We start from the raw sequence: 26,390 nt of genomic DNA on the forward strand, positions 1-26,390 counted from the left end.
CTGGGATGTTCTCAATCATACCATATCGGCTTTAAGGCCAGAATGCAACCGTTCCTATTGCTGCAGACGTTCCGATGACCGCTCCTGCGAGTACATCCGTTGGGTAGTGGAGACCCAGATAAATCCGAGAAAAACCTACAATTGTTGCTACAGGCAACAGCAGCAGTGTTAGCATCGGTGACTGTAGCATAAAAGGCACGGTAGCTGAAAAAATAGCTGTCGTGTGCCCTGAGGGAAAAGAATGGTCCGACAAGGGGTTGCGGAATGTATTTGTACCTGGTAGCGCCAAATACGGGCGAATCCGCGGATACAGCCTTTTAACGATAGCTACGGGGATGTGACTGACCCCGAGAGCGATGGCTCCCTTCATACCGGAATCTTTCCACGGATTCGGAGCGAGCCACCAAATAAGGAGTGTGGAGGCTATAGTAAAGGTAGCCCCACCTAAATGTGTGAGATAATAAAGCCAGAAGTTCAAAAAACGGTTGTGTAAGCGTCCGTTGATCCATTTGAACAACTGCTGCTCCAGATTTACAAGTTTTACGACTAGACGTTGCATTTGGTTTCCTCCGGTTGCCGGTTCAGGTCAGTCGGCAAATATTTTGAGTCATTTTGACATAATCAGACCATAAGTAATTATTCTCTTGCTCTCATCATATTTTTAAACGCTGTTCATTTCAAGAATCACTAAATATTCATAAATTACTTGGTTCAATTCTACACAGAAATGTTAATGGAATATAAGCCGAATTGTATAACTTTCTTTGCGTTCATCCGTCTAATAAGATAGAGTGTTTAGAAGTGGTTGCTAATTGGCCCACAAAAAGGAGGGACCAAAGAAATAAAAAGTTAGCAAATGGATGAAAATAAGACCTAAGCGTCATGAATGAGAAGCCCAGCGCCGCATTCCCGGTTCAAACGGGGGTTTGTTGTGTTTTTTTGCTGCTGAGACCGGTTTAAGGGCTTTGACAAAAGATTGAAAACCAACGAAAATCGTAATGGCATTCCTGTGTCAGCCAAAAGGGGGCTGCGCACAGCCAATGAAGAAAGCAAGGGTCGGGTCAAAAACTACAGAAAAGGCGCGCAAAGCGCCGCAACTTGCGCTACACAGATAGAAAACAAACAAACGCAAGATTTTAAGGGGTATAAAAAGGGGGTAACAAGAGATCATGTTAGACGCTATTTTCGTGACGCTCCAGATCATACTGGCGGTGATCGCAGTCTATCAGTTTGCATTCTCCTTGTTCGGATTGGTTCGCAAGAAAAGGAAAGAGCACGCAGCTCCAGAAAAATCATTTGCCATTTTAGTCGCTGCCCACAATGAAGAACAGGTTGTCGGAGCATTGATGGAAAATTTGAAGCAACTTGATTATCCGAAGGAACTTTACGATGTGTTCGTAATCTGTGATAACTGTACAGATAAGACTGCGGACATCGTTCGCGCTCACGGCATGAATGCTTGTGAACGTACGAATCCGAATCTGCGTGGTAAAGGCTACGCTATTGAGTGGATGCTTAAGGAATTATGGGCTATGCCGCGCCAATATGATGCTATTGTCATGTTTGATGCTGACAATTTGGCGCATACCAATTTCTTGAGTGAAATGAACAATGATCTGTGTACAGGTGCCCGTGTTATTCAGGGGTACATTGATACTAAGAATCCTGAGGATTCTTGGATTACAGCGGCATACGGGGTATCTTATTGGTACATCAACCGTTTGTGGCAGCTGTCACGTCACAATCTGAACATGGCTAATTTCCTCGGTGGTACAGGCATGTGCTTTGAAACAAATCTGCTTAAGGAAATGGGCTGGGGTGCGACAAGTCTGGTAGAGGATTTGGAATTCACCATGCGCTGCACACAACGCAACGTATATCCAAGATTTAATTACGATGCCAAGGTATATGATGAAAAGCCGTTGACGTTCAAAGCTTCGTCCAGACAGCGTCTGCGCTGGATGCAAGGTCACTTTACGGTAGCTCGTCGTTATTTCTTCCCGTTGCTGTGGCAAAGTATCAAGCAGAGAAGCCTGATTAAATTCGATATGGCTCTTTATGGTCTGAACGTGTATATCGTACTGCTCACCTTCTTGATGACAGTAGCGATGTGGATAGATATTGTGTTATTTGGTGGACCTAATATCGAAAATATTTATGTGCAATTCCCGGCTTGGACCGGTGTTATAGCTGTGGGTCTGAATATTGCTACCTTTGTGATCGCGATGATTTTGGAAAAGGTCACGTTCAAAAAAGTATATCTTTACCTGCTGCTATTCCCGGTATATTTGGTTTCGTGGTATCCGATTACGTTCTATGCGTTCTTTACACAGAACAATAAGCAATGGAGCCATACCCAGCATACGCGTGTCGTTCGCTTGGAAGAGGTTCAGAGTAAGCAAGGTTAATTGGACGGTGAAATAGGACTGAAGATCGGTGTCATTCATTTTTCATTAAAGGGTTGACACCTCGATTGCACCGTGATAAGATATTCGAGTATGTTAATTGAAAAGTATGGATTAACAAGTAGAAGGTCCGACTTCTCACCTGCCCGGTATTGCCGGCTGGTCATGATCCAATGATTTGTGAATTGAACTTTCATGATGAATTGAGTATCAGACAGGGATGTCGGCTGTGTAGTCGTCATCCCTTTTTTGTGCTTAAACACAATACAACAATAACAGGTTCTGGAGGTGGAGGGTTATTAGTAAGGAACATATGATCAATGATGAGATTCGGGTGAGAGAAGTACGTCTAGTTGGTGCGAATGGGGAACAAATCGGGATTACACCGACGCGTGAAGCTTTGCAAATGGCGATTGACGCAAACTTGGATCTCGTGAACGTGGCGCCTCAAGCGAAGCCGCCCGTGTGTCGGATTATGGATTACGGAAAATTCCGCTATGAGCAACAGAAGAAAGAAAAGGAAGCCCGTAAAAACCAGAAGATCGTTGACATCAAAGAGGTATGGTTCCGTTCCAACATCGAGGAACATGACTACCAAACCAAGTTTCGCAATGTGGTGAAGTTCCTGAATGAAGGGGACAAGGTGAAATGCTCCGTTCGTTTCCGCGGTCGTGAAATTACTCATGCTAATGTGGGTCAAAAAATTCTCGAACGTGTGAAATTGGAAGTTGCTGATCTTTGTACCGTGGAGCGCCAACCCAAGCTCGAAGGACGCAGCATGATTATGATATTGGCTCCAAAGAGTCAATGACAAATTAAGGAGGAAGTTCAATGCCTAAAATGAAAACACATAGCAGCCTTAAAGGCCGCTTCAAAATTACCGGTACTGGTAAAGTAATGCGTTACAAAGCTTACAAAAACCATTTGCTTTCCCACAAATCCAAACGTGCAAAACGCGTTCTGGGTACTAACCCTGAGATGGCACCTGGGGACGTTAAACGTCTGAAACAAGGTCTTGCTAACCTGAAATAGCACTAGCACTGCAATGAATGAAGTATAAACATTATTTGGGAGGTCTATTGATATGGCAAGAGTAAAGGGCGGATTCGTCGTTCGTCGTCGTCATAAAAAAGTATTGAAGCTTGCTAAAGGTTATTTTGGTTCCAAACACCGCATTTTTAAAACAGCTAACGAGCAGGTAATGAAATCGCTTGTTTACGCATACCGTGACCGTCGTCAGACGAAACGTAACTTCCGCAGACTGTGGATCGTGCGTATCAACGCAGCAGCTCGTTTGAACGGTTTGTCTTACAGCAAATTGATGCACGGCCTGAAATTGGCTGGTGTGGACATTAACCGCAAAATCTTGGCTGATCTTGCAGTCAATGATATTAATGCATTCAACTCTTTGGCAACTGTTGCTAAAGGCAAAATCAACGCTTAATTATTAATAATGAAGCGTGGAAACCGCGAAAGTGGTAAAAAGGTATCCCAAGCAGTACGCTGTGTAGGGATGCCTTTTTTTGTACATACTCAATGTTACGGTAAACACTTCGTTTTCTCCAAAATACGAATAAATATGACGTGAGATGGAAGAATGTATGTTTTTTTTAACTTTGCAGCGCTTACATTGATGGAACTTTAAAAAAAATTGACCCAAGGTTATTAATTGTCTAGATTTTAGCCGATCATAATTGTATAATCTCTAAAGTAAGTCTTCTGTACGATCTGTCTCGTCAGTAAATGGCATGCATGAGCATGTACATGTTCAAAGAAAAGAGACAGTCCAGGGATCTAACACTAAGGGGGAACAGTATCAGCATGAAGAAAATGTTCAGTATGTCTTTGGTTATGCTGCTGGCGATCTCGGTCATTCTCGCAGGCTGCGGTAACAAAAATCAAGGTGCGTCCAACGCAAATGGTGGAGACACAGGTGGTTCTGCCAAAACATCGAATGTCCAAATTGGCATGGTTACAGATGTGGGTGGAGTAAACGACAAATCGTTTAACCAATCTGCTTGGGAGGCACTACAAGCCACTGAGAAAGAATCAGGCGCTAAAGTTAAATACCTGCAAAGTAAATCCGATCAAGATTATATTCCTAACCTGAACCAATTTGTTAAGGGTGATTTTAACTTGACTTGGGGAATCGGTTTTAATCTGGCGAATGCGATTGGACAAGTAGCGAAAGACAACCCAAGCAAAAACTTGGCGATCATTGACAGTGTCGTGGATGCGCCTAACGTGAAATCGGTTGTTTTTGCTGAAAATGAAGGTTCCTTCTTGGTGGGGGTTGTAGCTGGTAAACTTACCAAAACAAACAAAATTGGTTTTGTGGGTGGACAAGACAGCCCGTTGATCAAACGTTTTGAAAAAGGATTCGAAGCAGGAATTAAAGCTGTAAATCCAAATGCAAAATTGGAAGTTAACTACACAGGTGCATTTGATAAGCCGGACCTGGGTAAAGCAGCAGCTGCGACGATCTATAACAGCGGTGCGGATATTATTTTCCATGCAGCTGGCGGATCTGGTACAGGTGTATTTAACGAAGCACTCGCACGTAAGCAACAAGGGCAGCAAGTATGGGTTATTGGCGTAGATAAAGACCAATCGCTTGAGTTTGGTGACGACGTAACATTGACTTCGATGGTAAAACGTGTAGATGAAGCTGTAAAACGCGTATCTAAAGAAGTGATTGACGGTAAATTTAAGGGCGGTGTCGAGACACTGGCTCTGAAGGATAATGGTATTGGTTTGGCAGACACATCAACGAAAAACGTACCTAAAGACGTGCTTGATCTTGTAGAACAATACAAGCAAAAAATTATTAAGGGCGAAATTACAGTTCCTTCGAAATAAGTTTGGCTTGAAGAACATATAGGTGGCGACAAGGCTGGTTCATAAGACTAGCCTTGTTCTTACGTCTGGAGTTATATGGATTATAACGGGCAAAATCAGCTCATTGGAGCACATACTATAAAGTGTATAAGGGTGATCTCATGGATGCAGCGACCCCCGTCGTTGAGTTAAAGCAAATTACAAAACGATTCCCCGGCATCGTTGCCAACGACTCCATCAGCATCAAGCTGCATAAGGGAGAAATTCATGCCCTTTTGGGTGAGAATGGCGCGGGTAAATCTACGCTTATGAATATTCTTTTCGGACTGTATCAGCCGGATGAAGGGACAATTGAAATCGGAGGTAAACCCGTACAGATTGATAGTCCAAATAAGGCGATTGATCTGGGGATTGGCATGGTGCATCAGCATTTTAAACTCGTACAGCCGTTTACCGTGACCGAAAATATTGTCCTGGGCTCGGAGCCACGTAAGGGTCTGAAAATCAATTATAAAAAGGCTGCCGCAGAAGTACAGCGGTTGTCTGAGCAGTACGGCCTTCAGGTAAATCCGAATGCCAAAATTGAGGATATATCTGTTGGTATGCAGCAACGTGTAGAAATTATTAAAACGCTCTATCGCGGTGCAGATATTCTGATTTTCGATGAGCCTACAGCTGTACTGACACCACAAGAGATCACTGAGTTGCTGGACATTATGAAGCGCTTGGTCGCTGAAGGCAAATCAATTATTCTTATTACTCATAAACTTAAAGAAATCATGCAAATTGCAGATACGGTTACGATCATTCGCAGAGGTCAGGTTATTGATACAGTCAAGACGTCTGAAACAACCCCAAATGAGCTGGCTGAGAAAATGGTGGGCCGTCGTGTGTCCTTTAAAGTGGACAAGCAGCTTGCGCAACCAGGACAGACGGTACTGGAAATGAACAATGTAATTTCTAAAAACAAGGATGGCATTAATGTTCTAAATGAGTTGAACCTTCAGGTCAAGGCGGGCGAGATTTTGGGGATTGCCGGAGTAGATGGCAATGGACAGAGTGAGCTGATCGAAGCTTTGACAGGCTTACGCAAGGTGGATGGTGGGAGCATTCGTTTGCTCGGACAAGAGGTGGCCAATCAGCCACCACGCAAAATTTCAGAGGCAGGCGTTTCACATATACCGGAGGACCGTCATAAGCATGGGTTGGTGCTCGATTTTTCTATGAGTGAAAATATGGTGCTGGAGACGTATTACCAGGCGCCTTACAGTAAAAATGGCTTCTTGAACAAAGATGCTATAGAGAAACAGGCCAAAAGTCTTATCGAAAAGTTTGATGTAAGAACACCGGATATTCACACGAAGGCAAGAGCACTATCTGGTGGGAACCAGCAGAAGGCTATCATTGCGCGTGAAATTGATAAAAATCCAGACCTTCTCATTGCAGCACAGCCTACACGCGGTCTGGATGTCGGAGCTATTGAATTTGTCCAGAAACAACTGATTGCCCAACGGGACCAAGGTAAAGCTGTGTTGCTCATATCTTTTGAACTGGACGAGATTATGAATGTATCCGACCGAATTGCTGTCATCTATGAGGGCAAGATTGTCGGGGAAGTGCTGCCAGAAGAAACGAATGACCAGGAACTGGGACTGATGATGGCAGGAAGTGCAGTGAAGAAAGGAGTAGAGAATGGCTAATCTATTGAAAATATTCACAAAAGACTCCTTTGTACTAGCGCTGGTCTCTATTATTTTGGGTCTCCTTCTGGGTGCTATTGTGATGCTGATTGGCGGGTATGACCCTATTGTGGCCTATTCTGCTTTGTTTAGCCGTGTATACGGAGATTCCTACAACTTTGGAGAGGCTATCCGTGAGATGACTCCGCTGATTTTAACGGGGTTGGCATTTGCTTTTGCGGCCCGCGCCGGTTTGTTTAATATCGGCGGCGAAGGTCAGTTTCTGGTAGGTATGACAGCTGCTTCGATTGTGGGCATTAAACTTCATGGGTTGCCAGCTATCATTCATGCACCGTTAGCTGTAATTGCAGGTGCAGTTTTCGGAGGTCTGTGGGCTGCGATTGCTGGCTATTTGAAGGCCAAACGAGGCGTTAATGAAGTTATTACATGTATTATGATGAACTGGATCGGTCTGTATTTGGCTAATTTGGTGATCAATCAGTTCGCACTTATGGATGGTGAAAATCGTTCTGTGAATATCCAGCCTTCTGCTTCAATTTCCATCGAATGGCTGTCCCAGATGATGGGGAATGCTCGGGTACATTGGGGCACAGTTATTGCTGTGCTGGCAGCAGTCTTTTTCTACATTTTCATGTGGAAAACAAAGCAGGGCTATGAGCTTCGGGCTGTCGGATTTAATCAGGATGCATCCCGTTATGCAGGTATGAATGTAAATCGTAATATCATAAAAGCGATGTTTATTAGTGGGGTTTTTGCCGGATTGGCAGGCGCCTTTGAAGTGCTGGGAGTATTCCATTATCAATCTGTCATGGCAGGATCACCGGGAACGGGTTTTGATGGTATCGCTGTAGCTCTGATTGGGATGAATAACCCATTCGGTGTGCTGCTCGGTTCTGTTTTGTTCGGAACGCTTACGTATGGTTCTGCGGGGATGAGCTTTAGCGCAGATGTACCGCCCGAGATTATCCGGGTTGTCATTGGCTCGATTATTTTCTTCATTGCGGCCCAAGGTATTGTACGTTGGGTTGTGAAGCCGCTCTACTCCAAGCGTAAGAAAGAGAAGGTGTTGTAAAATGAGTTGGTTAACACTTGGTGAATTAATCCATACAACGCTCGTTTTTGCGACGGCGATTATTTTTGCGTCTCTCGGCGGAGTTTTTTCAGAAAAATCCGGTGTAACGAACCTCGGGTTGGAAGGACTTATGGTATTTGGAGCGTTTGCAGCGGGTGTTGGCGGATTTTATGCCGAGCAAGCTGGACTAGGAGGCACCTCTGCGGCTTGGGTAGGTGTGCTGTCAGCTGCCGTGTTCGGTATTTTGGTTTCGCTAATTCATGCTGTAGCCTCTATTACGTTTAAAGCCGATCAGGTTATAAGCGGTATAGTTATTAACTTTCTGGCAGCAGGTAGTACACTGTACATGGTTAAGCTTTTATTTGAGGGAGATGGTGACACCGGTCGGATTCAGGGTTTTAACGAAATATCCATCCCTTACCTTGTGGATATCCCGATTGCAGGAAAAGCCTTTTTCCAAGCTTACCCAACGACATATTTAGCCATTCTATTAGTTATTATTGGCTATTTTACTTTGTATAAAACACCGTTTGGCTTGCGTTTGCGTTCCGTTGGGGAGCATCCAGGAGCGGCCGATACAGTGGGTATTAAAGTAAATCGTCTTCGTTATATTGGCGTTATGATCAGTGGGGCGTTGGCTGGGATTGGTGGAGCTACAATTACTCTGACTACAACCAACATGTTCTCGCACAATACAGTTTCGGGGCAGGGATATATTGCTATTGCCGCTATGATTTTCGGTAAATGGAATCCGCTTGGCGCTTTTGGCGCAGCAGTGTTTTTTGGTTTTTCACAAGCCATTCGCAACTATGTGCAGCTGTTCGCATGGTCGCAAAGTATTCCCCAGGAAATTATTTTTATGTTGCCGTATCTCCTGACGATTATTGTACTGGTAGCGGCTGTCGGACGTTCACGCGCTCCGGCCGCTTTAGGTCAACTTTATGATCCAAGCAAGCGTTAAAACTTATAGACAGCTAATGCGCATGTTTTGAAAAATGTACATTGGTGTGAGGATTTTGCAAAAATCCCATAAGCGACTTCCAGTGAACAAGATATAGATCGAAATGGTTTAGTTCGTCTATATCTTGCACTTCGGAGCGACTGGAATCGAATTTCGCAAAATCCTGGTGTATAAAAAATCTGGTATCTGCATGTGCAGGTACCAGATTTTTTTATATTGTGCAGGCATTTAAACATACGCTACTGGCATGAATGGAATAGACTGTGCTATGCAGATTGGACGGGACGCTCGGCCCCTGTCAGCTCCGGTCTATTTTTGGTGGTGATGAGCTATCAAGGAGCCGTTCAATCTGTCCATCCGTTGAGAAAGAAGGAGGAAATACGATGAAACAGGCAGTAACCAGAAAGCAGGTGGAGAAGCTTGTCGGCAAAGTCATCTTTGCTACTCGTAAGGATGGTTCCCAGGTCAGCGGCAAGCTGATTCGCATTTCGGGTAACCGACTGGTTCTTCAACCAAACCGCAAGAAAAAGGTAAACACGAAGGCGATTATTCCTCTGGTGCTGTTTGACTTGCTTGCCATCGGCACAGCTCCATACATTGGTGCCTATGGTGGGGGATATGGAGGCTACGGTCCAGGTTATGGAGGACCAGGATATGGTCCGCAGCCAGGCCCGTATACAGACGGGGGATACCCCGGAGTAGGATATCCGTATTACCCTAATTTATTTTAGTCATACAAAATTTTGAGCCCGAAAAAGATACTTTTTACAGTGACTTTTCGAGTTCATGGCATCGGCTCAGAGCTACGTATCGCAGTATTTGATATTGATGACGCAGATAAAAATGGATCCCCCTGATATTGTCTTCGTCCACCATAACTTTAGCCCGCTTGCAGCGACGTAGTCGTCCGTAGTGTTCGGCATGCTCCAGCAGTTTTTTTCCGTATCGCATACCTTGATGAGCCGAAGAGATTGCGATCAAATCAATGTATAATAGTTCGCCATGCAGCATAACATGAATGAAGCCAACAACCTGTGCATTATCCGGTCTGCAAGCTACAAAAGTGATGCCCCGGTTTAAGCGCCGGGGTAATTCTTTGCGTATTTGTTCCATTTCTTGGGCACTTAAATGCGATAGGGGGACAAGCTCTTGCTCGATTAGGCGAAAGATGATGGTGTCATCTTGAGAGCTGCGTTTTCGAATCATAAACGGGCCTCCTTTTCTACCCTTTTAACAAGATAAGACGTGGCTTTGGAGGAGTACACTGTCTCACCGTGTGGTCTTTTTTATAATATGCGGGTACCTCTTACAAGCGTGCGACTCTGAGGTGCTTCAGAAAAGAAACATAAATTTTTATGAAATATGGGTATTGACTATCCCAGATGAGAGACATATAATGTGTCTAAACATTTGAAAGAATGACATGAACTCAACGGCAATGAAGAGGACGAAGTGATTAGGGCTCTTTTGTTCAGAGAGTGAGGCATTAGCTGCAAGCTTCACCAAAATCCCTTTTTAACGAGCTCACCTTGGAGCTGTTTTCCTGAAAAGTATTTGGGCCCGATGATATTAACGGTGCGCTGAATCACCTATTAGGGAAAATCGTACGGTCTACGTTACAGACGCCAGATATGGAGATCCTTTGCGATTTCTGTACCTGCCAAGGTTCGATATTGCGAAATATCGGGCAAACACGGGTGGTACCACGGAAGCTACAGCCTTTCGTCCCTCAGTAACAGCAAGTCTGTTCTAGGGATGAAAGGTTTTTTTGTTTTTACAAATGTCAGATGTATGTAAATTTTGTAAAGGAGGATGACCAATGAGTGCACAAATTCCTGAAGTTAGGTCAACCAATGAATTACGTGAAAAGTGGATGAAGCCTGAAGTGATTACAGGTTCGGAAATTTTACTCCGTAGCCTGTTGCTGGAGGGAGTAGATTGTGTCTTCGGATATCCAGGTGGTGCAGTGCTTTATATCTATGATGCCATGTATGGCTTTAAGGATTTCAAGCATGTCCTCACTCGTCACGAGCAAGGAGCTATTCATGCGGCAGATGGTTATGCACGGGCGAGCGGTAAAGTGGGCGTATGTATCGCGACTTCCGGACCTGGAGCGACAAACCTGGTAACTGGTATTGCGACGGCTTTTATGGATTCGGTGCCGTTGGTGGTCATCACGGGTAACGTTATATCTTCCCTGATCGGTACGGATGCTTTCCAGGAAGCCGATATCACGGGAATTACAATGCCGATTACGAAGCACAGCTATCTGGTAAGAGATGTAGAGGATCTGCCGCGAATCATCCATGAGGCATTTCATATTGCCAACACAGGGCGGAAGGGACCGGTGCTGATTGATATTCCGAAGGATATTTCCGCAGCCCAGACGTTGTTCGTTCCACAAACGGGACCAGTGACCATGCGGGGTTATAACCCGAAAGTGCTGCCCAACAAAATTCAACTAGACAAGCTAACTCAAGCTATTTCCGAAGCAGAACGTCCATTCATTCTGGCAGGTGGAGGAGTTGTATACTCCGGTGGACATGAAGCACTTTACGAGTTTGTTCGTAAAACGGAAATTCCTATTACGACAACATTGCTCGGATTGGGTGGTTTCCCAAGTGGACATGAACTGTGGACGGGGATGCCGGGGATGCATGGAACATACACCTCCAATCAGGCGATTCAACAGTCAGATCTGTTGATCTGTATCGGAGCCCGCTTCGATGATCGGGTAACAGGCAAGTTGGATGGGTTTGCTCCTCAAGCTAAAATCGTCCACATTGATATCGACCCTGCTGAAATTGGAAAAAATGTTGCAGCGGATATTCCTATCGTGGGTGATGTGAAGGCAGTGCTGGAATTGCTGAATCAGGATGTGAAACGCGCGGATCGAGCTGATGCATGGAGAGCACAAATTCAGCATTGGAAGAATGAGAAACCTTATTCTTATAAGGATTCTGAAACGGTGCTTAAACCACAATGGGTTGTTGAGTTGTTGGATGAAACGACCAAGGGCGGCGCAATCGTAACGACGGACGTGGGACAGCATCAAATGTGGGCAGCGCAGTATTACAAATTCAATCAGCCACGCTCATGGGTCACCTCTGGTGGACTCGGTACGATGGGATTTGGTTTCCCTTCTGCAATCGGTGCTCAGATGGCCAATCCCGACAGATTAGTAATATCGATTAACGGGGACGGCGGTATGCAGATGTGTTCGCAGGAATTAGCCATCTGTGCAATCAATAACATTCCGGTTAAAATCGTTATTATCAACAACCAGGTGCTTGGAATGGTTCGCCAATGGCAGGAATTGATCTATGACAATCGGTATAGTCACATTGACCTGGCTGGAAGTCCGGATTTTGTGAAACTTGCCGAAGCATACGGTGTCAAAGGGCTGCGTGCTACGAATAAGGAAGAGGCACGTCGGGCTTGGCAGGAGGCGCTTGATACACCCGGACCGGTCGTTGTCGAGTTTGTAGTCAGCAAGGAAGAGAATGTATATCCGATGGTGACGCAAGGTTCGACAATTGATCAAATGCTGATGGGGGACGAGTAAAATGACAACAAAAAATACCATTGCTGTACTGGTAAATGATCAACCCGGCGTTTTGCAACGTGTGTCCGGCCTGTTCGGTCGCCGAGGCTTTAACATTGAGAGCATAACTGTGGGACAATCGGAAGAAGTTGGATTATCCCGTATGGTCATTGTGACTGTAGGGGATGAGAACAACCTGGAGCAGATTGAAAAGCAGCTTTACAAGCTGGTTGATGTGATCAAGGTCATTGATCTCAGTTCCAAGCCGATGGTAGCTCGGGAATTGGCGATGATAAAGGTAAAGGCAGAACCGCCTCAGCGGCCAGAGATCATGGGCGTGGTAGAAACATTCAGAGCAGCTGTAATTGATGTTGGAACGACGAGCTTGATCGTACAGGTCATTGGCGATACAGAAAAAATTGATGCCATGATCGAGTTGTTGAAGCCTTACGGTATTCGGGAGTTGACTCGAACCGGGGTTACAGCTATGATACGTGGCAATGCTTAATATGGAGCTTTAACGAATTACCGCTTATAGCGCATTACATCAATAAAGAACCGCCCGCATAAGAGCGGGGGCTCGAAGAGATTTTTAGATACTAATCACGAGGGAAGTCTCTTGGAGTACCCGCTCATTATGAAGGGTCCAATTAAAAGGAGGAAATTAACCATGGCAGTTACAACGTACTACGAAAAAGATGCAGAACTCAGCGTATTGAAAGGAAAGACAGTGGCCGTTATCGGTTACGGTAGCCAAGGACATGCTCAGGCACAAAACTTGCGTGACAGTGGTGTGAATGTTGTTATTGGTTTGCGTGAAGGCAAATCAGCTGATGTCGCAAGAAACGACGGTTTCGAAGTTCTGAACGTAGCTGATGCAACAAGCCGTGCAGATGTGGTTCAAATTTTGTTACCTGATGAAACTCAAGCTTCTGTGTACAAAAATGAAATTGAACCTAACCTGAAAAAAGGCGCAGCTCTTTTGTTCTCCCATGGTTTCAACGTTCATTTTGGACAAATCGTAGCTCCTAAAGATAGCGATGTATTGCTGGTTGCTCCAAAATCCCCAGGACATATGGTACGTCGTACCTATGTAGAAGGGTTTGGGGTACCGGGGTTGATCGCAATTGAGCAGGATGCAACGGGTCAAGCCAAAGAAATCGGTCTTGCTTACGCAAAAGGCATTGGCTGTACACGTGCGGGCGTAATTGAAACCTCCTTCCGTGAAGAAACGGAGACGGATCTGTTCGGTGAGCAGGCGGTATTGTGTGGCGGCGTGAGCGCACTTGTAAAAGCGGGCTTTGAAACATTGACTGAAGCAGGTTATGCTCCTGAGATGGCATACTTTGAATGCTTGCATGAGCTTAAGCTGATCGTTGACCTGATGTATGAAGGTGGATTGGCAACGATGCGTGATTCCATCAGTAATACAGCGGAATATGGCGATTATGTAACTGGACCACGCGTGGTAACGGAAGATACGAAGAAAGCCATGAAGGATGTATTGACTGACATTCAACAAGGTAAATTTGCTCGTGACTTCATCCTTGAAAATCAATCTGGACGTGCATTCCTGACGGCTACTCGTCGTAATGAAGCTAACCATCCGATTGAAGTGGTGGGCGGACAATTGCGTGAAATGATGCATTGGATCAAAAAGTAATAATCTTTTGTACTATGAACTCGACAACATGAATTATTTATAAATATTAATTACAATGCGGCCCTGCTTATTGCGTGAGCCGCATTGTAATTTAAGGGTCCTATCCTGAGGAGGTGCGTTAGGTTGCGCAAAATATATATATTTGACACAACGTTGAGAGACGGAGAACAGTCACCTGGCGTGAACTTGAATACTCGTGAGAAAGTGGAGATCGCTCATCAGTTGGAGAAGCTGGGAATCGATCGTATGGAGGCTGGATTCCCGGCTGCTTCTCCGGGTGATCTGGCGGCTGTTAATGCAGTAGCAAAAGCTGTGAAAAATTCGACGGTTATTGGCCTTTCACGTGCAAGGGAACAGGATATTGATGCGGTTCGCGAGGCACTCAAGGGAGCTCAGGACCCGTGTATCCATATCTTTTTGGCAACTTCTCCTATTCACCGTCAGCACAAGCTGCGGATGGAGAAGGCACAGGTATTGGAAACCGCTCGTGCTGCCATACGCTATGGGTTGAAATATTTGCCTAAAGTGGAGTTTTCTTTGGAGGATGCAGGTCGTACAGAGCTTGATTTTGTGGTTGAAATGGTCACTATGGCTGTACAAGAAGGGGCTTCTGTCGTCAATATTCCAGATACGGTAGGTTACTTGACACCCTACGAGTATGGAAATATATTCAAACACATTAAGGAAAATGTGGTCGATGTGGAGAAGATTCAATTGAGTGCACATTGCCACAATGACCTGGGAATGGCTACCGCTAATACACTTGCTGCCATTCTGAACGGTGCGGATCAGATTGAGGGAACCATTAACGGTATCGGTGAACGCGCTGGGAACACGGCTATTGAGGAAATCGCTATGGCACTGGAGACGAGACAGGAATTTTTTCAGGCCAAAACGTCTCTGCAATTGTCTGAAATTGCGCGCACGAGCCGTTTGGTTAGCCGTTTGACGGGGATGGTAGTGCCGGGCAACAAGGCGATTGTTGGAGCCAATGCTTTTGCGCACGAATCAGGTATTCATCAAGACGGTATGCTGAAAGAGAAAACGACCTATGAAATCATGACACCAGAAAGTATCGGTCTGAAAGAAAGCAAACTGGTACTCGGTAAGCACTCAGGTCGTCATGCTTTCCGTGAGCGTTTGATCGAGTTGGGCTACGAATTGAACGAAGAAGATCTGAATCGCGCTTTTGGGCAGTTCAAGGATTTGGCTGATAAGAAGAAGGAAGTTTCGGACGATGATATTTTGGCATTGCTGGAAGAAAAATTGGCCGATGCACCTGAAGTTTTCAAGCTGGAAACCATCTTTGTTACCTATGGGAACAAGGCTACGCCTTCCGCACAAGTGCGTCTGGTTAACGATGAAGGTCAGGTTATCGAGACAGAAGCTGAAGGAAATGGTTCAGTCGATGCGATCTATAATGCGATTGACCAAGCCAGCAGCGAGAGCGTTGTACTTTCAGATTACTCCATCAAGTCTGTTACCCATGGTAAGGACGCTCTGGGTGAAGTCCATGTAGTACTGACGCAAAACGGACTGTCTGTACAGGGACGCGGGGTAAGCACCGATATTCTGGAAGCAAGTGCTCGGGCTTACGTGGATGCGCTGAATGGTTTGATCGACAAGCGTAAAAACTACAGTAATCGCGTAGATTATAAATCTTAATTTTATGTAGACTTAAGAGTTGGATATATACAGGATCGGGTGTTTCCGGTCCTGTTTTCTTTTTCTCTGATGAAAAAACAAGCTTATAGGCTGTGCCTATTGAATTGATAGATTCTATATCTTGGTCAAAGCCCTGCCATGTATGTTACAAAGAAGGTATGAAAAATACAGTTGTATAGCTGTATAACAAGAGGAGTGTACGTGATGGCAGACGTTAAAAAGATTGCGGTAATAGCGGGAGATGGAATTGGACCGGAAGTGGTCGCAGAGGCAGAAAAAATTTTGAAACGTACGGAAGAAGTGTTCGGCCTTTCATTTGAAACGGAGCATGCGCTGTTCGGCGGGATTGCGATTGATAAGAAGGGCACACCATTGCCAGAAGAAACACTGGCAGTATGTCAATCTGCAGATGCTGTTCTGCTGGGAGCGGTAGGAGGACCACAATGGGACAACAATCCAAAGGAACTTCGTCCTGAAACTGGACTGCTGGGCATTCGTAAAGAGCTCGGTCTGTTTTCGAATCTTCGTCCTGCTGTCGTCTTCGACTGCCTCAAGGACGCATCTACATTGAAACCGGAAGTGTTGGAAGGAACGGACCTGATCGTGGTGCGCGAACTGACGGGCGGCATTTATTTCGGCGAGAAGTTCAGACGAGAAAGTCCTCAAGGTGAGGAAGCAGTTGATACTTGTGCATATAATGTAACGGAAGTAGAGCGTATTGTGCGCCAATCTTTCGAAATTGCACAAAAACGTCGCAAAAAACTTGCATCGGTGGATAAGGCTAATGTACTGGAAACCTCCCGTTTATGGCGTGAAGTAGTTAACCGGGTTGCTGTAGACTACCCGGATGTCGAGCTGGAGCATGTATTGGTCGATAACTGTGCCATGCAATTGCTGCGTCGTCCATCTAGCTTTGACGTCATCGTGACGGAAAATATGTTTGGTGACATTCTCAGTGATGAAGCGGCTATGCTGACCGGATCCATCGGCATGCTCTCCTCCGCATCACTTGGACAAGGCAGCTTCGGCCTATACGAGCCGGTACATGGCTCGGCGCCTGACATTGCAGGTCAAGGACTGGCGAATCCCATTGCAACGATTTTGTCCGTTGCTTTGATGTTCCGTCTCACCTTCGGGTACGAGAAGGCAGCTGATGCCATTGAGAAAGCGGTAGCTGAGGTACTGGATGCAGGGCACCGTACGGCAGATATTGCGGTGGATAAATCTCAAGCGATCTCGACAACTCAAATGGGCGATCTGATCGCAGCAGCTATTCGCTAAAAGCTTTGTTAATGTACCCGTTCTGAAAAAAAGCTTCCTATTATATAGTAAGGTTATACAGTACAGCCTTTTCGGCAGATGTTTGGCACAGTAGCTCCTGAGCAATCAGGAGCTACTTGTATATTCAAAAAGTTCAAAATGTGAATAAGTTGTGAATTTTTAAGCTAGTTTAAAATAATTACAAAAAAGTAATGGTTACAATATTGACTTTGATTTCAGCGAATGATAACATTTATCAAGTAAGTTGTTCATTACAATACAGATGATTGAGGAAAGCACATTCGGTGTTTTTCTTACATATTTTAAAGGAGGATTTCATATTATGGCAGAAAGATTGGTAGGAAGACCCGCCCCTGATTTTGCATTGGAAACAGTAACTGGAGACGGTCAAGAATTTGGTTCGGTGAAGCTTTCCGATTACCGTGGCAAGTGGCTCGTATTTTTCTTCTATCCACTGGATTTCACTTTTGTGTGCCCTACGGAAATTACAGCATTGAGCGATGCTGCTGACCAATTCAAAGAGCTGGATACTGAAATTCTGGGTATCAGTGTAGACTCCGTGCACAGCCACAAAGCATGGATTAACACAGCTAAAGAAAACAACGGTCTGGGCAAACTGAACTTCCCATTGGCTTCTGACATCACGAAAAAAACAGCAAGCGATTATGGCGTTCTGATCGAAGAAGAAGGCGTTGCATTGCGCGGCTTGTTCATCATTGATCCAGAAGGCGAATTGAAATATCAAGTGGTTAACCACAACGACGTAGGCCGCAGTGTGGAAGAAACTTTGCGTGTACTGCAAGCTTTGCAATCCGGTGGCTTGTGCCCAATGAACTGGAAACCAGGCGATCAAAATCTGTAATATAAGCTTCACAAGTTGAAATTAAACAAGCAAGCCCCCAACTAGCGGTTACTCTGCCGTTATTGGGGGCTTGCTTGCCTGCTCTGTGCAGTGGGAGATGTGAGGATAGCCTGTTTGAATGAGACAATACAGAGTGAAGTAACAAATAATTATGGAAATGTTGTTGTGTTCTGGAGGAATTTTGCCTGATGAAAGCGAATAAGGTAGTGTAGAAGATAAACAAGGCAGAACAGGTTTTGTTCAGAGGAGGCTGAGCCCGGATGAGTTATTGCTGTGGAGCAAGCATGGTAGGAACCAAGGGAACGCTGAAGCATTACCGCACCCAAGTTCATAATGTTCCTTTGCTGTTTTGCCCGGTATGTCGTCGCATTGAAGTTCATTATAAAGTCGAAAATGAGTATGAAATTCTGGCTGAATATGCACATGGAGATGGGGCAACCGAGATTGATTTTCAGGATTATGTCATGGAAGACGATGATACGATATTTGAAAATTGTGTGAATCGTGAAAGTGAAGATGCGTTTGAAATTGTGAAGCGTCAAATTGACATATCCCTGGATTTATTGATGGTAGCCAAACAGATGAATGATGAAAAATGGCAGGGAGAGCTTAAGAGAAGACTGGCCGTTATGAGCCAAAGACGATCCCGGCTTCAACATAATAAGAGCGGCAGTTGACATCCTACACACCAAAGAAGCTCTCAATTCTGGAGAGCTTCTTTGGTGTGTAGGGCGCTTGTTCCTAACGTAATCTTTCATTTTGGTAATGTTGCGCAGATATTATGACGAAAGAAAACAGGATAAAAATGTGGATTCGACACTTTTTCCGATTGACTGCGATCCTTAATCTTGTCTATCATAAAATAAGACTCGAATTGGAAAGAGATGGTCGGATTTCTGTGAAACTGTTTTCTACACCATTGAAGGGTAGTCGATAGATGCCTTTCTCTTCTTCAAGATTATTACGCGTCCGATACGGCCAGTTTGTCATTCCGAAACAAGGGGGAAGCCTGGCATGATCAGTGAATTCCAAGAAGCCTTGCTTGATACCGTGGGAGCTTGTCCTTCCACACAGATCGCCAATAACAAGTATGAAAATGTGCTGGAGAACCTGGATAGTGGTATCATGCTGTTTGACAGTGACGGGGTACTGACCTTTATTAACGTGCAAATGGCGAAATTGCTGGAGCTACCACGGAGTTCGCTAGCAGGTCGCAATTTGATGCAAATTTTGCATCATCCTGAGTTAAGTCGGTTTAAGAAGAAGAAAATCATGCGGATTTATAAAGAAACTATCTTTCATAGAAAGCGCTATCATGAGTTGATTGATGAGTATGGTCGGCATTGGTTGATAACAGTGACCTACGGTGATCAGATGGATGGCGATTTTTTGTTTAGCGTCAAGGATGTGTCGGATTATAAGCAGATTGAGCAGACGGCGTATCAAAACGATAAGTTGGCGATGCTGGGACGCATCTCTGCCTCTATCGCCCATGAAATCCGTAACCCGCTTACCGCAATCCGGGGCTTTATTCAATTGCTTCGACCGCATTTGGTGGAGTTGGGCAGGGATGAGTATGCTCGGATTATATTAACAGAAATTGATCGTGCGAACGACATTATTTATGAGTTCTTAAATTCGTCCAAGCCTTCGGCTCCGCAAAAAACGGCTGTATCTGTGATGGGGCTGCTGAAAGAGGTAGTGATGCTGACAGAAAGCGAAGCATTGATGAAGGGTTGCCAGATTGCATTGGACGAAAATGATGAGCTCATGAAGGTTTCCATTGACGTCAAGCAGATTAAGCAGGTTATCCTCAATATGATTAAAAATGCGATGGATGCCATCGAAAGCATCGGTGGGGAACGAGAGGGCTGCATCGATATCCATACAGTGCTTGAGGGCAATTATGTTCACATTTGTATTGAAGATAACGGATTAGGTATGGATCATAATACATTGGCGCGTTTATTTGATCCTTTTTTTACAACAAAAGAAAGTGGAACCGGATTGGGACTGGCTGTGAGCTATCGCATTATCAAAAATCACGGAGGCTTCATACATGTAGACAGTAAACATGGAAGTGGCACACAATTTAAAATCACGCTTCCTGTAGTTTAATATGGGGAGGTTTTCGCAGAGGGGTCCTGTACATACTATTTCTTTTATGTTGTGCAGCGTTGGGGTATAGGTATCACCTTTTTGGAAAAGGTTGTCTGAAGCGCATAATCTGACAAGATGATGCGCTTTTTTGGTGCTGTAAGCTCGGTTATTTGCGTAAATGCGAAAATGAATTCACGAATTTAAGACAAAAAAATGATTCACCTTTCACAGATTAAATGCTATTATATACCAGAATACAACATTATTTTTGATACTATAGACTTAAACAACGGCTTCCAAAGCTGTCAAACGTCTTAGATGATCGGAATCTCCGATATGCAGGGGGCTGAAGAGGCTGAATGAGTATACGGCTGGAAGTAAAAAAAACGATAGGTATCGGCATTGCTTCGATAGTTTTGTTTGTCTTGGTTCAGTTATTTCACGTAACTTTGAATAAGATATACTCCCATAATGTTTTTTTCTTGTTATATCCGATTGTAGGATTTGCCTGTGCTGCGATTTGTTTTTGTATTTTTTATCAATCCTGGTCCGTTTTACTGGAACAGTTATCTTTGCAGAGGCTTCTTATTGCCCCGACGTTTTTGGTGGCTGGTCTGCTTTACCTTGTTCATATTGTTTCGTTTAGTTTCGTAAGCCTGACGGACTTTGCTTTGTCTCCGGGCATTTCGTTATGGCTGCTGTTTGTAAATCGTGCCTTTACCGCTGTCTTGCTCTTATGTGTTTGTTTCCTCCCGTTTAGCAAGACGAAGTCTGAATACAAAACAGTGGCTTTGTGGGCGGGGATAGGCTGCACTTTGCTGATTCTAGGAGTTATTAAGACATTTGGTGCAGGCTTACCAGATCTACGTATACGATACGAAATAGGCAAACTGGGCTGGACGTTAAATCTGGCTGTGATGTTACTGCTTGTGCTCACTTTTATTTTCGGGGTGAGAAAATATCGGAAAGCCCGCCCGGCAGAGTTGGGCATGTTGCTTATTATTCGTGGGATTGGGCTGTGTGTTGTGAGTCAGTTGTTCTATTTATTTGCTGAGCAAATGAGCGATATTAATCACCTTCTGGGACTTTTGACCAACGCGATAGCATTTTATAATATGTTGAGCGGGCTGGTTCGGTTGATGGTTCTGGTTCCTTATCGTGAAAAGCAGGCAGCAGAATCTGAGTTTAATCACATTGCTTATAATGATGATATAACAGGACTCCCCAATCGTCGTCGCCTTTCCCAACGCTTAGATAAAATATTGCGCAAATCATTAAAATCGGATGAGACAATAGCGCTTTTAGTGCTAAATATTGATCGTTTCAAGGCGATTAATGATTCGCTTGGACATATGGCAGGGAATTATTTGCTGTATGCAGTAGGCGAACGCTTGGGGCATTTTAGCCATGAAGGGGAAGCTGTCTTTAGCATGGGCGGAGATGAATTTGCCTTTCTTCTAACGGGATACGAAGATACAGATGCTATGAGAAATCGTATTGATGATATGGTGAAGCTGTTCGATCAGCCTTTCGATATTGATGGAGAGTCTTATCATGTGACGGTGAGCGTTGGTATAGCTTTATACCCGTTGGATGCGAATCAGAGTGAACAGCTTATTCAGCAGGCGGATACGGCTGTCCATAGTGCCAAAGAGCAGGGAGTGAATTTTCAGCGGTATGCCAGCGCGATGCAGATGCGAGCGCATGAAAGACTCCAGCTGGAAAATGATCTGCGGCGAGCACTTGAAAATGAGGAATTTTCATTGGTGTATCAACCACGTGTCCACCTGCAAAGTGGTGAGCTCACGAGTTTGGAGGCGCTGGTGCGCTGGAATCATCCTCATCGTGGGATGGTGATGCCGGGCGATTTTATTCCGGTGGCTGAAGAAAGTGGTTTAATTGTGCCCTTGGGAGAATGGGTGTTACGGGAGGCTTGTCTGCAAAATAAGCAGTGGCAGGAGCTCGGGTACCCACCAATCCCGATTTCGGTCAATTTATCCATGCGCCAATTTCAGCAAAAAAAGCTGGTGGATGTAATTCGGGGCATTTTGACCTATACGGAACTTGAAGCACGCTATCTAGAGCTGGAGATTACCGAAAGTATGACCTTTGATAAGGATCGGGCCTTTGAACAGTTGAAAAAAATAAAGGCTATTGGTGTCGCAATCAGTATTGATGATTTTGGAACTGGCTATAGCTCATTGCATTATTTGAAGAATCTCCCGATAGATCGTCTAAAAATTGACCGTTCCTTTGTAAATGAGGTACTGGTCGACAGCAAAAATGCGGCAATTGTATCTACTATTGCCTCCATGGCTCACCATTTGAAGCTGAAGGTTACGGCTGAAGGGGTGGAAAATGAGGAGCAACTTCATTTTTTGCAGGCACAGGATTGTCATGAGGGTCAGGGATATTACTTTAGTCGCCCCATTCCGGCAGAAGTCTTTGAAAAATTGTTTTTACGTAAACCTATGAATTGGCTGGCTCAGGATAGTATGTAGTATGCTTGCATTTTGCTGAAAGGTAAGTTATACTAAATAACATCCTGATTCAGCTGGTTGACGATAGGTTAAGCGTGTCATACATAAGAATCGCGATGTTATAAAATGCGGGTGTAGTTCAATGGTAGAACTTCAGCCTTCCAAGCTGATAGCGTGGGTTCGATTCCCATCACCCGCTTACTGTTTTAAGAAGTTCGGAACCCTTGTGACGCAAGGGTTTTTGTTTTATTTGGAGCTAGATAAATACATTATAGCCGGGATGCCAACGGGGTATCACGGCTTTTTTGCGTTCTTACGAACTATTTTTACATTGCTGCACAAAATAAAATATAAAATATTTATCTTATATGCTATAAATAAACAGATAAAAAGAACTATTTACCAATTACTAAAAAATAAGTATAGTCGCATTGTTGGGATTTAACTAAAAAAAGGATGGTGTAGCTGCAATGAGGAAATTTTCTTTTCTGTTTTTAGCATTAACTTTGATGCTGTTTACTTTTCCAGCTAGTTCTACGTTCGCCGCTGCTGATTTTCCAAATACGTCGACGAATGGAATGACTGGTTTTGCCGGACAGGCTAAAAGTGAAAATGGAGCTACGAAGTCTGCCACAACGGGGGGAAAAGGTGGTCAGGTCATCTATATCAATAATCTAAACGATTTGAAAAACCAGTTAGGGGATTCAACCCCTAAAATTCTGGTAATCGAAAAAAATATTTCTGCCTCCTCTAAAACCGTGGTCAACATTGGTTCCAACAAATCACTCATTGGTTCTTACGCGCAAAACAAGCTGGTTAACATTCATTTGAAAACAACAAATAATTCGGGAAATGTGATCTTTCAAAATTTAACTTTTGAGCACAGTGCCAACATTAACGGTAACGATGACATCCAACTTTATCTCACGGCAGGTACAAATTATTGGATTGATCATGTTACATTTGCAGGTCACAATTATAATGCGAATGGCTCGGATTTGGACAAACTTTTGTACATAGGTCAATCGGCTGATTATGTAACCATTAGTAACTCCAAATTTGCCAATCACAAATATGGTCTCATTTTGGGATACCCTGATGATGGCAATAAAAATTATGATGGCATGCCCCATATCACGATCGCCAATAATTACTTTGAAAACTTGCTTGTACGTGGCCCAGGACTTATGAGATATGGATATTTCCATGTTAAAAATAATTATATTAATAATTTCCAGCTTGCTTACACCATTGCTACGAATGCAAGAATCTATTCTGAGTACAACTACTTTGGAAAAGGTAGTGAAAAGGGCGGTATTCTTGATGATAAAGCCAATGGCGAGTTTAAAGATGTGGGGAGTTTACCCGCCATCAACAACCAAAAATCGCGTGTAACCAACTGGAACCCAAGCAAAAACTATAGCTATCAGGTACAGACTCCTGAATATACTAAAGAGTTTGTAACGAAATATGCAGGTTCGTCCAATACAACTTTGGTATTCGGAAAATAACGCGGGTTATTTGCAAATGTGTTGTGATCTGCTATACTGACTGCAAGTAAGTATCCCATGAAAAGGAAGGTAACCATACGTCCGATGAAGTAAGCACACTGATTTTCCCACTTAACTGCACAGTTACTGGCAGGCGGCTGTAAGCTGCAACGGGAGAAGTGTGTCTGAAAATGAATGTAGGGACGTATGCGTTTATTCCGGAACGGGATTTGGTTTATTCGTTTGCGGTGTTATTTTTCATAAGCGTATGTTCTGAAACGATTCATAACAGTCATTCTATATTCCTTGTATGCAAGCCGCAGCCTTCTGCGGCTTTTTTTATTGCTTCCGGGATCAAAAAACCGGACTGGGAAAGGATGATCGTGGTATGAGAACAATTTTGCGTATTCGCAATGTAGTAAAGGATTGGAACGGGACATCTTTATTTGAGAATGTGTCGCTGGATGTGATGGAAGGAGAACGGCTTGCACTGTTTGGAAGAAATGGAGCAGGTAAAACGACGCTATTGCGAATATTGCTGGGAGATGAGGCACCAACCTCTGGTCAAGTAGAGCATGATTTGCCACTGGAAGAGCGGGGCTGGCTGAAGCAGCAGGATACGGTGGCTTGGTCTCGAACCGCACTGGAGGCCGCACAGCAGGCCAGCCCTCGGCATTGGCGTCTCAAGCAAGCGTTGGGACAGCTGGAAGCTGACCTAGCCGATGCTGGGAAGGATATGGAGCATCATCTGGAGCGTTACGGCGAGCTAATGGATGAATACGAACGCCTGCAAGGCTTTGCCTGGGAGTCTGAGGTGGAAAAGGCGCTCACTCGAATGGGAATGCCTGTCCAGACGTGGTCCATTGCTTATGGTGACCTGAGTGGCGGCCAGAAGACGAGAGTGCGATTGGCCGGACTCATGGTCAGGCAGCCGAAGCTGCTGGTGTTGGATGAGCCGACCAACCATTTGGATGCCGAAAGCTTGCTTTGGCTGGAGCAGTGGCTGTCTACGTATCCGGGAACGCTGCTGTTTGTATCGCATGACAGAGCCTTTTTGGATCGGGTGGCTACGAGTATAGTTGAGCTCACATCGACAGGTATTGGGCGCTATAAAGGCGGCTATAAGGAATATAAAGCGCAAAAGGAGCGGGAACTGCGAGAGCAGGAAGCCAGCTATCGAAAGCAGGAGCTGGCGAAACAGGCGTTGGAGGAAACGATTCGAAATTACAGGGAATGGTTTCATCAGGCGCATCGTGGCGCATCCAAGGTTGAGATGGCCGTTACGCAGAGCTTTTATAAGGCCAAGGCTAAAAAAAATATTTCCCGTTATCATGCGAAGGAGAAGGAACTGGAGCGACTGGAAGCCAATAGAGTAGAGCAACCGCGTGAGGCTGCGTCTTTGCACATGAAATTAAGTGACAGCGGGTTTCAGGCAAAATATTTGCTGCGTGCTGAGCAGGTTGACTTTAGCTACGACGACCGTATCATTGTGAAAAATCTAAATCTGATCGTTGCACGTGGAGACCGTCTGTCTGTTCGGGGGCCCAATGGAATTGGTAAAACCACGCTGCTTCGGTTATTAACAGGTCAACTGGAGCCGCAGACGGGAAAAATCACAGCCAACCCACAGTTGAACATCGGATATTTTTCACAGGAGTTGGAGCAGCTTCCGGAGGATCAAACGTTGCTGGACAGTCTGCTTGCGCTCCCGACGATGACCCAAACAGAAGCGAGAACGGTATTAGGCTGCTTTCTTTTTGCGAAAGAGGACGTGTTTAAAAAGATCGGGACACTTAGTATGGGAGAAAAATGCAGGGTAGCTTTTCTGCGTCTGTACTTTAGTGGAGCCAATCTGCTGGTGCTGGATGAACCGACGAATTATTTTGACATTGAAACCCGTGAAATTGTAGAGGATTCTTTGCGTAACTATGATGGAGCACTGGTGCTCGTCTCACATGATCGGGAGCTGGTGAGGTACACGGCAACTCGGTTACTCGATATGAAGCCGGGGGGCGGATATGAAATCTATGAGGGGACAGCCGACGAAAAGCAAGAAGATGAGCGGAGCCGTCAACGGGAGCCAGAAGACCAGGAGCGGCGTGAGGAACGTCTTCGATTACAATTGCGTCTTACAGAGTTGATGGGAATGACGGGCACGAATGACGAAAATGAGAAGTTGTTGAGCGAAATCAGGCGCATTCGTGCAAATCTGGAGCGGTTGGATGATCTCGATATCTAAAGAAATGAAACGTATGCCCTGCTTGCCAAAGCGCGGTAGTTTGCATATAATAATGAACAATAGTTCGAATTTTTGAAAATGTCTTGATGG

Annotated in this window: 22 protein-coding genes and 1 tRNA gene; 21 read left to right on the forward strand and 2 right to left on the reverse strand. The window is 44.7% G+C overall.

Annotated elements, in window-relative coordinates:
- Positions 1–31: 31 nt before the first annotated feature.
- A complete protein-coding gene (locus tag JOE49_RS12890) occupies positions 32–559 on the reverse strand; it encodes a phosphatase PAP2 family protein (RefSeq protein ID WP_013309376.1) in 528 nt (175 codons plus the stop codon).
- Positions 560–1,169: 610 nt separating this feature from the next.
- Here JOE49_RS12890 and JOE49_RS12895 point away from each other — a divergent pair.
- The 9 genes from JOE49_RS12895 (at position 1,170) to JOE49_RS12935 (ending at position 9,707) form a co-directional block, all read left to right on the forward strand.
- The gene (locus JOE49_RS12895; protein ID WP_160789010.1) at positions 1,170–2,408 is read left to right on the forward strand and encodes a glycosyltransferase family 2 protein; all 1,239 of its coding nucleotides are present in this window, start codon (positions 1,170–1,172) and stop codon (positions 2,406–2,408) included.
- A 310-nt stretch (positions 2,409–2,718) separates the two neighbouring features.
- Positions 2,719–3,216, forward strand: a complete 498-nt coding sequence (gene infC, locus JOE49_RS12900; RefSeq protein ID WP_013309378.1) for a translation initiation factor IF-3 — start codon at positions 2,719–2,721, stop codon at positions 3,214–3,216.
- 20 nt (positions 3,217–3,236) lie between these two features.
- The gene (gene rpmI / locus JOE49_RS12905) at positions 3,237–3,437 is read left to right on the forward strand and encodes a 50S ribosomal protein L35 (protein ID WP_013309379.1); all 201 of its coding nucleotides are present in this window, start codon (positions 3,237–3,239) and stop codon (positions 3,435–3,437) included.
- A gap of 52 nt (positions 3,438–3,489) precedes the next feature.
- The gene (gene rplT / locus JOE49_RS12910) at positions 3,490–3,849 is read left to right on the forward strand and encodes a 50S ribosomal protein L20 (protein WP_007429517.1); all 360 of its coding nucleotides are present in this window, start codon (positions 3,490–3,492) and stop codon (positions 3,847–3,849) included.
- A gap of 377 nt (positions 3,850–4,226) precedes the next feature.
- Complete coding sequence (locus tag JOE49_RS12915; protein WP_023987755.1) at positions 4,227–5,264, forward strand: BMP family lipoprotein; 1,038 nt, start codon at positions 4,227–4,229, stop codon at positions 5,262–5,264.
- A gap of 140 nt (positions 5,265–5,404) precedes the next feature.
- Positions 5,405–6,943 (forward strand): ABC transporter ATP-binding protein, encoded by a 1,539-nt coding sequence (locus JOE49_RS12920; RefSeq protein WP_023987756.1) that lies wholly within the window; start codon positions 5,405–5,407, stop codon positions 6,941–6,943.
- Entirely contained in the window at positions 6,936–8,015 is a 1,080-nt protein-coding gene (locus tag JOE49_RS12925) for an ABC transporter permease (RefSeq protein WP_071558985.1), read from the forward strand. Before JOE49_RS12920 ends, JOE49_RS12925 begins: the two co-directional genes overlap by 8 nt.
- A gap of 1 nt (position 8,016) precedes the next feature.
- Complete coding sequence (locus JOE49_RS12930) at positions 8,017–8,976, forward strand: ABC transporter permease (RefSeq protein ID WP_010349245.1); 960 nt, start codon at positions 8,017–8,019, stop codon at positions 8,974–8,976.
- 383 nt (positions 8,977–9,359) lie between these two features.
- Positions 9,360–9,707, forward strand: coding sequence for a hypothetical protein (locus JOE49_RS12935; RefSeq protein WP_023987757.1), 348 nt, complete (start codon positions 9,360–9,362; stop codon positions 9,705–9,707).
- 34 nt (positions 9,708–9,741) lie between these two features.
- On the opposite strand, the gene JOE49_RS12940 is transcribed toward JOE49_RS12935, so the two are convergent.
- A complete protein-coding gene (locus JOE49_RS12940) occupies positions 9,742–10,182 on the reverse strand; it encodes a GNAT family N-acetyltransferase (RefSeq protein ID WP_068940002.1) in 441 nt (146 codons plus the stop codon).
- A gap of 613 nt (positions 10,183–10,795) precedes the next feature.
- Here JOE49_RS12940 and ilvB point away from each other — a divergent pair.
- The 12 genes from ilvB to abc-f all read left to right on the forward strand — a co-directional run bounded on the left by ilvB (position 10,796) and on the right by abc-f (position 26,300).
- Positions 10,796–12,541 (forward strand): biosynthetic-type acetolactate synthase large subunit, encoded by a 1,746-nt coding sequence (gene ilvB, locus JOE49_RS12945; protein WP_023987759.1) that lies wholly within the window; start codon positions 10,796–10,798, stop codon positions 12,539–12,541.
- Position 12,542: 1 nt separating this feature from the next.
- Positions 12,543–13,028 carry an acetolactate synthase small subunit gene (gene ilvN / locus JOE49_RS12950; protein WP_023987760.1) on the forward strand — a complete coding sequence of 162 codons (486 nt, stop codon included), beginning with the start codon at positions 12,543–12,545 and terminating at the stop codon, positions 13,026–13,028.
- Positions 13,029–13,190: 162 nt separating this feature from the next.
- The gene (gene ilvC, locus JOE49_RS12955) at positions 13,191–14,183 is read left to right on the forward strand and encodes a ketol-acid reductoisomerase (RefSeq protein ID WP_013309387.1); all 993 of its coding nucleotides are present in this window, start codon (positions 13,191–13,193) and stop codon (positions 14,181–14,183) included.
- A gap of 123 nt (positions 14,184–14,306) precedes the next feature.
- Positions 14,307–15,848, forward strand: coding sequence for a 2-isopropylmalate synthase (locus JOE49_RS12960; RefSeq protein ID WP_025724101.1), 1,542 nt, complete (start codon positions 14,307–14,309; stop codon positions 15,846–15,848).
- A gap of 204 nt (positions 15,849–16,052) precedes the next feature.
- Positions 16,053–17,129, forward strand: coding sequence for a 3-isopropylmalate dehydrogenase (gene leuB, locus JOE49_RS12965; RefSeq protein ID WP_028542967.1), 1,077 nt, complete (start codon positions 16,053–16,055; stop codon positions 17,127–17,129).
- A gap of 322 nt (positions 17,130–17,451) precedes the next feature.
- The gene (locus JOE49_RS12970; protein ID WP_023987763.1) at positions 17,452–17,991 is read left to right on the forward strand and encodes a peroxiredoxin; all 540 of its coding nucleotides are present in this window, start codon (positions 17,452–17,454) and stop codon (positions 17,989–17,991) included.
- Positions 17,992–18,251: 260 nt separating this feature from the next.
- Positions 18,252–18,668, forward strand: a complete 417-nt coding sequence (locus JOE49_RS12975) for a hypothetical protein (RefSeq protein WP_013309391.1) — start codon at positions 18,252–18,254, stop codon at positions 18,666–18,668.
- Positions 18,669–19,005: 337 nt separating this feature from the next.
- Positions 19,006–20,109 (forward strand): ATP-binding protein, encoded by a 1,104-nt coding sequence (locus JOE49_RS12980; protein WP_023987764.1) that lies wholly within the window; start codon positions 19,006–19,008, stop codon positions 20,107–20,109.
- Between the two features lie 341 nt (positions 20,110–20,450).
- Complete coding sequence (locus JOE49_RS12985) at positions 20,451–22,592, forward strand: bifunctional diguanylate cyclase/phosphodiesterase (RefSeq protein WP_209941443.1); 2,142 nt, start codon at positions 20,451–20,453, stop codon at positions 22,590–22,592.
- 107 nt (positions 22,593–22,699) lie between these two features.
- Positions 22,700–22,770, forward strand: a tRNA-Gly gene (locus JOE49_RS12990).
- 310 nt (positions 22,771–23,080) lie between these two features.
- Positions 23,081–24,082 carry a polysaccharide lyase family 1 protein gene (locus tag JOE49_RS12995; protein ID WP_372238121.1) on the forward strand — a complete coding sequence of 334 codons (1,002 nt, stop codon included), beginning with the start codon at positions 23,081–23,083 and terminating at the stop codon, positions 24,080–24,082.
- A 367-nt stretch (positions 24,083–24,449) separates the two neighbouring features.
- Positions 24,450–26,300 (forward strand): ribosomal protection-like ABC-F family protein, encoded by a 1,851-nt coding sequence (gene abc-f / locus JOE49_RS13000; RefSeq protein WP_209941445.1) that lies wholly within the window; start codon positions 24,450–24,452, stop codon positions 26,298–26,300.
- Positions 26,301–26,390 lie beyond the last annotated feature (90 nt).

Source organism: Paenibacillus sp. PvR133 (genome assembly GCF_017833155.1).
GTDB classification, from domain to species: Bacteria; Bacillota; Bacilli; order Paenibacillales; family Paenibacillaceae; genus Paenibacillus; species Paenibacillus polymyxa_B.

Excerpts from the sequence above, each read along its gene's own strand:
- JOE49_RS12930 (WP_010349245.1), top strand. The coding sequence starts at position 8,017 with ATGAGTTGGTTAACACTTGGTGAATTAATCCATACAACGCTCGTTTTT.
- JOE49_RS12940 (WP_068940002.1), bottom strand. The coding sequence starts at position 10,182 with ATGATTCGAAAACGCAGCTCTCAAGATGACACCATCATCTTTCGCCTA.
- ilvN (WP_023987760.1), top strand. The coding sequence starts at position 12,543 with ATGACAACAAAAAATACCATTGCTGTACTGGTAAATGATCAACCCGGC.
- JOE49_RS12975 (WP_013309391.1), top strand. The coding sequence starts at position 18,252 with ATGAGTTATTGCTGTGGAGCAAGCATGGTAGGAACCAAGGGAACGCTG.
- rpmI (WP_013309379.1), top strand. The coding sequence starts at position 3,237 with ATGCCTAAAATGAAAACACATAGCAGCCTTAAAGGCCGCTTCAAAATT.
- JOE49_RS12935 (WP_023987757.1), top strand. The coding sequence starts at position 9,360 with ATGAAACAGGCAGTAACCAGAAAGCAGGTGGAGAAGCTTGTCGGCAAA.
- JOE49_RS12995 (WP_372238121.1), top strand. The coding sequence starts at position 23,081 with ATGCTGTTTACTTTTCCAGCTAGTTCTACGTTCGCCGCTGCTGATTTT.
- abc-f (WP_209941445.1), top strand. The coding sequence starts at position 24,450 with ATGAGAACAATTTTGCGTATTCGCAATGTAGTAAAGGATTGGAACGGG.
- JOE49_RS12980 (WP_023987764.1), top strand. The coding sequence starts at position 19,006 with ATGATCAGTGAATTCCAAGAAGCCTTGCTTGATACCGTGGGAGCTTGT.
- JOE49_RS12985 (WP_209941443.1), top strand. The coding sequence starts at position 20,451 with ATGAGTATACGGCTGGAAGTAAAAAAAACGATAGGTATCGGCATTGCT.
- JOE49_RS12925 (WP_071558985.1), top strand. The coding sequence starts at position 6,936 with ATGGCTAATCTATTGAAAATATTCACAAAAGACTCCTTTGTACTAGCG.
- leuB (WP_028542967.1), top strand. The coding sequence starts at position 16,053 with ATGGCAGACGTTAAAAAGATTGCGGTAATAGCGGGAGATGGAATTGGA.
- rplT (WP_007429517.1), top strand. The coding sequence starts at position 3,490 with ATGGCAAGAGTAAAGGGCGGATTCGTCGTTCGTCGTCGTCATAAAAAA.
- ilvC (WP_013309387.1), top strand. The coding sequence starts at position 13,191 with ATGGCAGTTACAACGTACTACGAAAAAGATGCAGAACTCAGCGTATTG.
- JOE49_RS12920 (WP_023987756.1), top strand. The coding sequence starts at position 5,405 with ATGGATGCAGCGACCCCCGTCGTTGAGTTAAAGCAAATTACAAAACGA.
- ilvB (WP_023987759.1), top strand. The coding sequence starts at position 10,796 with ATGAGTGCACAAATTCCTGAAGTTAGGTCAACCAATGAATTACGTGAA.
- JOE49_RS12915 (WP_023987755.1), top strand. The coding sequence starts at position 4,227 with ATGAAGAAAATGTTCAGTATGTCTTTGGTTATGCTGCTGGCGATCTCG.
- JOE49_RS12890 (WP_013309376.1), bottom strand. The coding sequence starts at position 559 with ATGCAACGTCTAGTCGTAAAACTTGTAAATCTGGAGCAGCAGTTGTTC.
- JOE49_RS12970 (WP_023987763.1), top strand. The coding sequence starts at position 17,452 with ATGGCAGAAAGATTGGTAGGAAGACCCGCCCCTGATTTTGCATTGGAA.
- infC (WP_013309378.1), top strand. The coding sequence starts at position 2,719 with ATGATCAATGATGAGATTCGGGTGAGAGAAGTACGTCTAGTTGGTGCG.
- JOE49_RS12895 (WP_160789010.1), top strand. The coding sequence starts at position 1,170 with ATGTTAGACGCTATTTTCGTGACGCTCCAGATCATACTGGCGGTGATC.